This window comes from Sphingomonas sp. CCH9-E2, from assembly GCF_001557215.1.
Taxonomy (GTDB): domain Bacteria; phylum Pseudomonadota; class Alphaproteobacteria; order Sphingomonadales; family Sphingomonadaceae; genus Sphingomonas.
The window spans coordinates 1-6,017 of the sequence record NZ_LSJM01000377.1 but is presented as its reverse complement, the minus strand read 5'-3'; the positions used below and the strand labels follow the sequence as shown (position 1 = coordinate 6,017).

The window sequence follows — 6,017 nt, the reverse complement described above, 5'->3', positions numbered from 1 at the left end:
GCCGCTATCTTCCGGCCAACGTGCCCGCGGTGAAGCGCGTCGCCGCCGGTCCCGGCGCACGCGTCTGCGCGCGCCGCGAGACGGTCTTCGTCGACGGCCAGCCCGTTGCCCGGCGGCTGGCCGCCGACCGTCTCGGCCGTCCGCTGTCCTGGTGGGAAGGCTGCCATGTGCTCGGTCCCGGCGAGCGGTTCCTGCTGATGGGCGAGAGCCCGGCCTCGTTCGACGGCCGCTATTTCGGCGCCAGCCGGGTCGCAGACATCGTCGGCAAGGCGACGCTCCTGTGGCCGCGCTGAGCCTGCTGGCCCTGCTCGCGCAGGCCGTCGCGCAGCCCGCCGGCGTGCAGGCGGCGACAACCGGAGCCGCCGCGGAAGCCGCTCCCCGGGCGGCCGCGGAACGGGCGGATGCCGTCACCCGCTGGCGCCCCTATTCGCTCGAAGCCTCGCGCCGGTTCGGCGTGCCGCTGGAGTGGATCGAGCGAGTGATGCGGGCCGAGAGCGGCGGCCGCACCCACCTCGACGGCCGCCCGATCACCAGCCGCGCCGGGGCGATGGGGCTGATGCAGGTCATGCCCGCCACCTGGGCCGAGCTGCGCGCGCGGCTCGGCCTCGGCAGCGACCCGCACGATCCCAGGGACAATATCCTCGCCGGCACCTACTACCTGCGGCTGATGTATGACCGGTTCGGCTATCCGGGCCTGTTCGGCGCCTACAATGCCGGCCCCGGGCGCTATGCCGAATGGCTGGCGGGCAGGCGCGCCCTGCCGGCCGAGACCACCGCCTATCTCCCGCAGCTCGGCGGTCCGGACGTGAACGATCCGACGGCGGAGAAGCGTTGGGCGCGGCAGACACCCCAAGCCCTGTTCGCGATCAACCGCGTGAACGCCGTGGTGCCCGCCCAGCCGCCATCGATTGCTTCGGCGGCCGTGTCCGACGGACTGTTCGCCGTGCGAGCGCACCGCTGATACGTTCGGGTCCTGGCGGCACGGCGGACGGGCCCATGCTTGCTGGTTCGCAGTCGAATGCTGGGCACTCGTCGACTCCGCGTTATACGAAGTCCATGACGCCGATCTCGCCAATCCGTTTCAACGCGATCGCAGGCTATGCGCGCATGCCGCAGGCTGCCCTGTTCGGGGCCGAGCTCGGGTATTTCGAACTCGGCGACGGGCGTATCGTCGGCATGCTCCTGCGCGACATTACGGACGGCGATTATTTTGGGATGGTGTTTGCACCGGACCGCAAGCTGCGCTTCCGCAGCGTAAAGATGACGGCATTCGTCGATTCGGCAAAGGCAGCGGAGGCCGACTTGGCGGTTGCAATGGATGTGGCCGCGCAGGCACCTGCGGAGGCGCATCATCAAGCCGACGAGTTTGGCGAACCGGTCGATTTCTTCACGCCGGTCCACCCCCTCGACCGGCTCAACCCCGACTTCGTGAAGCTGATCACCGATGAGGCCAATTCACCGGCACGGGGCATCATCGAGCCGATGATGCGCTGGTACGAGGATGTCGACGGCAATTTCGTCGAGCAGTTCCAGACGACCGGATTCGACCAGCGCATCTGGGAGCTGTACCTCTTCGCGACCTTCGTAGAGCTGGGCTTCCTGTTCGACCGCACGCACCCGATGCCGGACTTCGTCTGCAGCGGCCTGGCCGGGTCCTTCTGCGCCGAGGCAGTGACCGTAGGCCCGACCCGCGAGAAGGGCCGCATCGTTCCGCCGCCACCGCGAACAACGGCCGAGGAGCAGCGCGCTTACCTGAAGGAATACATGCCGATCAAGTTCGGCAGCCCACTCTACAGCAAGCTCGGCAAGCGCTATTGGGAGCGCGCACACGTTGCCGGAAACCCGTTCGTGCTCGCCGTCGCCGACTTCTCGTCGCCGGGCTCGATGACTCACACGGCGTCGGCGCTCGAGCTCTATCTCTATGGCTACGATCACGATGCCGAACGCGGCGAAGACGGCCGGCTCGCGATAAAGCCTCGCCGGATCGAAGAGCATCGCTTCGCCGAGAAGCGCATCCCCTCCGGCTTCTTCCGCATTGCCGAAGCGGCGAATGTCAGCGCGGTGCTGACGAGCGCCAGCGGTACGATCTCGAAATTCAATCGCATGGGCCTGCTCGCCGGCTTCGGGTCGGGCAGGGTCGTGCTGATCCGCGAAGGAACGGCGGTCGACGTCGACCCCGACGCGACGGAACCCAAGCTGTTCCGGGCGCTCGTCAACGCGCCCGGATACCACGAAAGCTGGGTCGAGGGACTAAACGTCTTTCATAATCCCAACGCAGCGCTGAAGCTCGACCCAGACATGCTGCCCGGCGCGGCACATCATTTCATGTCGCCCGGCGGCGAACGCACGAGCTCGGTCCCCGACTTCCATCCGTTTGCCTCGATCACCCGGCACGTCGCTCCGGTTGACGTGGGGGAATTTGTCGCGCGCGTCGGTAATAGCAGCCATGTCACCTGGACCCGGCGTCGCGGCCAGGAGGAGGCGCAGGGCTAGCGTCCCCCTTGGCGGACGACGCGGGGCACTCAGTCGATCTCGGCTCGCTCGACCACTTCGGAGGCCGCTTGCGAGGTGACCACCGAAAGGAAGCGGCCTTGCGATGCAATGGTTTGCACGACTTTCGTGCCGGGGTGGCGCCATTTGCCGAACGCGTCCGCCGCCGCAATGCAGAAGTTGGGATTCACCTTCGACAGCAGCTCGGGGTCGAAATTTCCTTCCGAGCCGTGATGGGGAACGGTGAGGGTGACGACTTCGTCCAACAGCTTGCGGTAATGGCGGAGGAAGGCGGCGCGCCGCTTCTTGACCTTGAGATCGGCATCTCCGGTCGCGAGCCAGGCGATCCCGTCGCCGCCGCGCGCGGTCCATTTGCCGAACCAACCGAAATGCCGTCGCGCATGCTCTTGCCCGTCCGGCAGTGGACCGGAATAAAGGCACATCGACGAGATGTTGAGGTTCTTCTCGACTGCCGCATAGGCCTCCCGCAGGTCTGCGACCTTGTTCAGCACGAGGTCCTTGAGGTTCGCCGGGTCGTCGAGCCAGGCATCGAAACCTGCCTTCTTGATCTGGTCCTTGCGCGGCTTGCCGTGGTTCAACGCCTTGAGCAGCGCGGCCTTAAAGACGCCGCGCTGCCTCTCGATCGCGGGATCGATGAAGGGCGACAGGAGCCAGAAGCCTGCTCTCGTGCCAAGGCTTGGCACGGCCACGCCCATGCTGTCGGGTATCGAGGCAACGAGCGTTCCTGAGGCCGGCGTCGGAGCACTCCCTTGGCCGCGTCCATAGAACCTTCCGCGGCCGACCAGCTTCCAAGTCGCTCGGCCCTCGTCGTCGCGACGCCCCGCTATATCGGGTCCGGGACCCTCGGGCCCTCCGTCCAGGTCCGGCGCTCCCGGGCTGTCGTCGCCCGCCGATCGGACGAACAGGATCTGGCGCGGTCCGAATCCGGACAGGGCGGCGACAGGATCGAGGACGAAGCTGCGGTAGAAATCATCCTCCATTGCCGCCGGGTCCTCGGTTGCATCCCGCGCATAGCCGATGAGGCGCTCGATCATGTTGAAGTACGGCAGCACGATCGTGTCCACGTCCTGTCCGGTCCTGGCGTGGAGTAACTGCGGAAGACCGTTCAGGTGATCGGCATGGACGTGCGAAATGAACAGCAGATCGAGCTTCGAACGCGCGCCGACGGACCGCAGATATGCCTTGATGCGCTCGGAGCGGGTGCCCGCATATTTCGTCATGGCACCGCAGTCATAGACATAGCGAAGCCGCGACTTTCCATTCTCGATCAATTCCGCCGAATGGAAGAACCCTTGTCCCACCGCATGCTGCTTCCTCAGGTTCGCCAGGCCCATCCCACTCCCCTCCGCATTGCTTCGTCCGGTGCCGGCTAGGCCATCAAGGTAAACAATCCTTGGTCACGGCGTGCCATGGACTTGCGGAACGTTGCGTGGTCGCGGGCGTGGGGGGAGGCTCGTCTCGGCAAGGCCCAGCATGACGGCCGCCGGAGCGGCTGTGCAAGGCCGGCGGCCCCTCCAATTTTGCCGCGAGATGGAGCGCGCTTCGCGCGCGCCTTTGTTCGTTCCAGCGCGACAAAATCGGTACCTCCGCCGCCGCTTCGCGGCGCTTCCGGCTGCGCCTCCAGCGGCCCTGACAGCCGCTCCGCCGCCCGTCTTTCGAGGTCCGTCCTCGATCGTGGGGACGCCAAGCGACGGAGGTTCTCATGACCATGATCACCATCCTGCAGACGCAATCGCGCGACGCCTATCCGGCGCTCATCGCCGGGCTCGAAGCGCAATACGGGCGCGAAGGAAGCGTCGAAATCGCGTGCCGTTTTCTCGATGCCGAGCTTGCCGATTTCCACTGGCAGAGCCGCACGATGGAGCGGCATCTCGGCCGTTACGAGGGCGCGATCGACGAGGAGGCCGAAGGGCTCGAGCTCGATCGGATCGCAATCCTGGGCGTGCTCAAGGGCGCTTGGTTCGTCGCGACCTGCATCGTCGATGGCGACGGTGCGGTGCACGAAATCATGGCGCTCAGGCTGGTGAACGGCGAAGCGCAGGCACGCGAAGCGTTCGAACGCGTGCACTGAGGCGTGGGGTATTTTCCGCGGGAGCGGCGTCGGACCGGCGTCGCTCCCGCTCTCCTTTTTGCCTCGACGACACGGCCTCGACGACGGACAGATAGCGCATCATTGCCGCGGAACGACGGGGATGCCGCGTAAGGCAAGATAAAGCGCCGGCACTGGCCGGCGCGCAAGCCTTTGCCTGCACATCCTTTTTGCGGCGTTTGAGCGGCACCGTCGCCTGGCAGGCGGTGCCGGTGGCGCCGAAAGGCGAGGATTTCCGCGGCCCTCGGTGGCACCGGTTTTCTCGGGAGCCAGGCTGCGGCACACTGCCGGCGGGGCGCGCCGGCAAGGGCCGCCATGTGAGCACCGAGGACGATTTCGAACCCCATCTCGGACGGCTGCGCAGCCGCCCGCCGAGGCGCGCGCGGCGCTACCTCCAGCGCGTACTCGCCGCCACCAACCTGGCGCGCGGCGGGGCGGCTTTTGCCGGGCGATCGCGCAGGCAGTCCGCCGGCAGTCGCATCGGCCGCGCCGCCGGCATCGGGCGGCTGCTCGCCAGCCGCGGCCGGCTGAGCGCGCTCGAGCGCCGCCGCGTCGTGGTCAAGACCCGCATCGTGCGGCTCGCCGGCAGGGGCGCGAACGCCGCGGCCGCGCACCTGCGGTATCTGCAGCGCGACGGAACCACGCGCGAGGGAAATCGAGGTGCGCTTTATGGTCCGGAGAGGGATGCGGTCGAAGCCAAGGATTTTCTCGCCCGCGGCGCCGGCGACCGCCACCAGTTCCGCTTGATCGTCTCGCCCGAGGACGGCGCCGAATATGAGGAGCTCAAACCCCTTGTCCGCCGGCTGATGGCGCGCGTGGAAGCCGATCTCGGGACCCGGCTCGACTGGGTCGCGGTCGACCATTTCAACACCGGCCATCCGCACAGCCACGTCATCGTCCTTGGGCACGACCAGGAGGGCAACGACTTGGTGATCGCCCCCGACTATCTGACCCGGGGCCTGCGCGAGCGCGCCGCCGAGCTCGTCGAGCTCGACCTCGGCCCGCGCACGACGCGCGAGATCGCGCGCAGCCAGCTCGCCGAGATCGAGGCCGAGCGCCTGACTGCGATCGACCGGCGGCTGGTCCGCCTCGCCGGCGAAGACCGCATCGTCGCGGCGAGCGCTGCCGGCGTGTTCGAGCAAACGCTGCGCGCCGGGCGCCTCGCCAAGCTCGGGCAGCTCGGGCTCGCCGAGGATTTGGGCCAGGGCCGCTGGCGGCTCGCGCCCGGCCTATCCGAGACGCTCGCCCGGATGGGCGAGCGCGGCGACATCATCCGCACGATGCAGCGCGCCTTCACCGCGGCGCGGGTCGAACGGGCCGCGGTCGACCAAGCGATCTACGACCCGGCCGCGCCGGAAGCGGCGCCGCTCGTCGGGCGCGTGCTGGTGCGGGGGCTCGCCGACGAGCATCGCGACCG

5 protein-coding genes are annotated in these 6,017 nt (G+C 67.8%); 4 read left to right on the top strand and 1 reads right to left on the bottom strand.

Annotated elements, in window-relative coordinates:
* Both AX681_RS17390 and AX681_RS17385 read left to right on the top strand, forming a co-directional pair.
* Positions 1-293: S26 family signal peptidase (locus AX681_RS17390; protein WP_197424316.1), on the top strand; the 293-nt coding region annotated here is incomplete at its 5' end.
* Positions 294-337: 44 nt separating this feature from the next.
* Positions 338-961 (top strand): lytic transglycosylase domain-containing protein, encoded by a 624-nt coding sequence (locus AX681_RS17385; RefSeq protein ID WP_231733836.1) that lies wholly within the window; start codon positions 338-340, stop codon positions 959-961.
* Between the two features lie 1,561 nt (positions 962-2,522).
* Here the strand turns inward: AX681_RS17385 and AX681_RS17375 are convergent.
* Positions 2,523-3,845, bottom strand: a complete 1,323-nt coding sequence (locus AX681_RS17375) for a hypothetical protein (protein ID WP_066664266.1) — start codon at positions 3,843-3,845, stop codon at positions 2,523-2,525.
* A 368-nt stretch (positions 3,846-4,213) separates the two neighbouring features.
* Between AX681_RS17375 and AX681_RS17370 the strand changes: the two genes are divergently transcribed.
* Positions 4,214-4,582 (top strand): hypothetical protein, encoded by a 369-nt coding sequence (locus AX681_RS17370; protein ID WP_066664269.1) that lies wholly within the window; start codon positions 4,214-4,216, stop codon positions 4,580-4,582.
* A 335-nt stretch (positions 4,583-4,917) separates the two neighbouring features.
* Positions 4,918-6,017 (top strand): DUF3363 domain-containing protein (locus AX681_RS17365; protein WP_156456129.1); only part of this gene is annotated, 1,100 nt, incomplete at its 3' end.

Coding starts and splice junctions, on each gene's coding strand:
- AX681_RS17375 (WP_066664266.1), bottom strand. CDS start 3,845: ATGGGCCTGGCGAACCTGAGGAAGCAGCATGCGGTGGGACAAGGGTTC.
- AX681_RS17370 (WP_066664269.1), top strand. CDS start 4,214: ATGACCATGATCACCATCCTGCAGACGCAATCGCGCGACGCCTATCCG.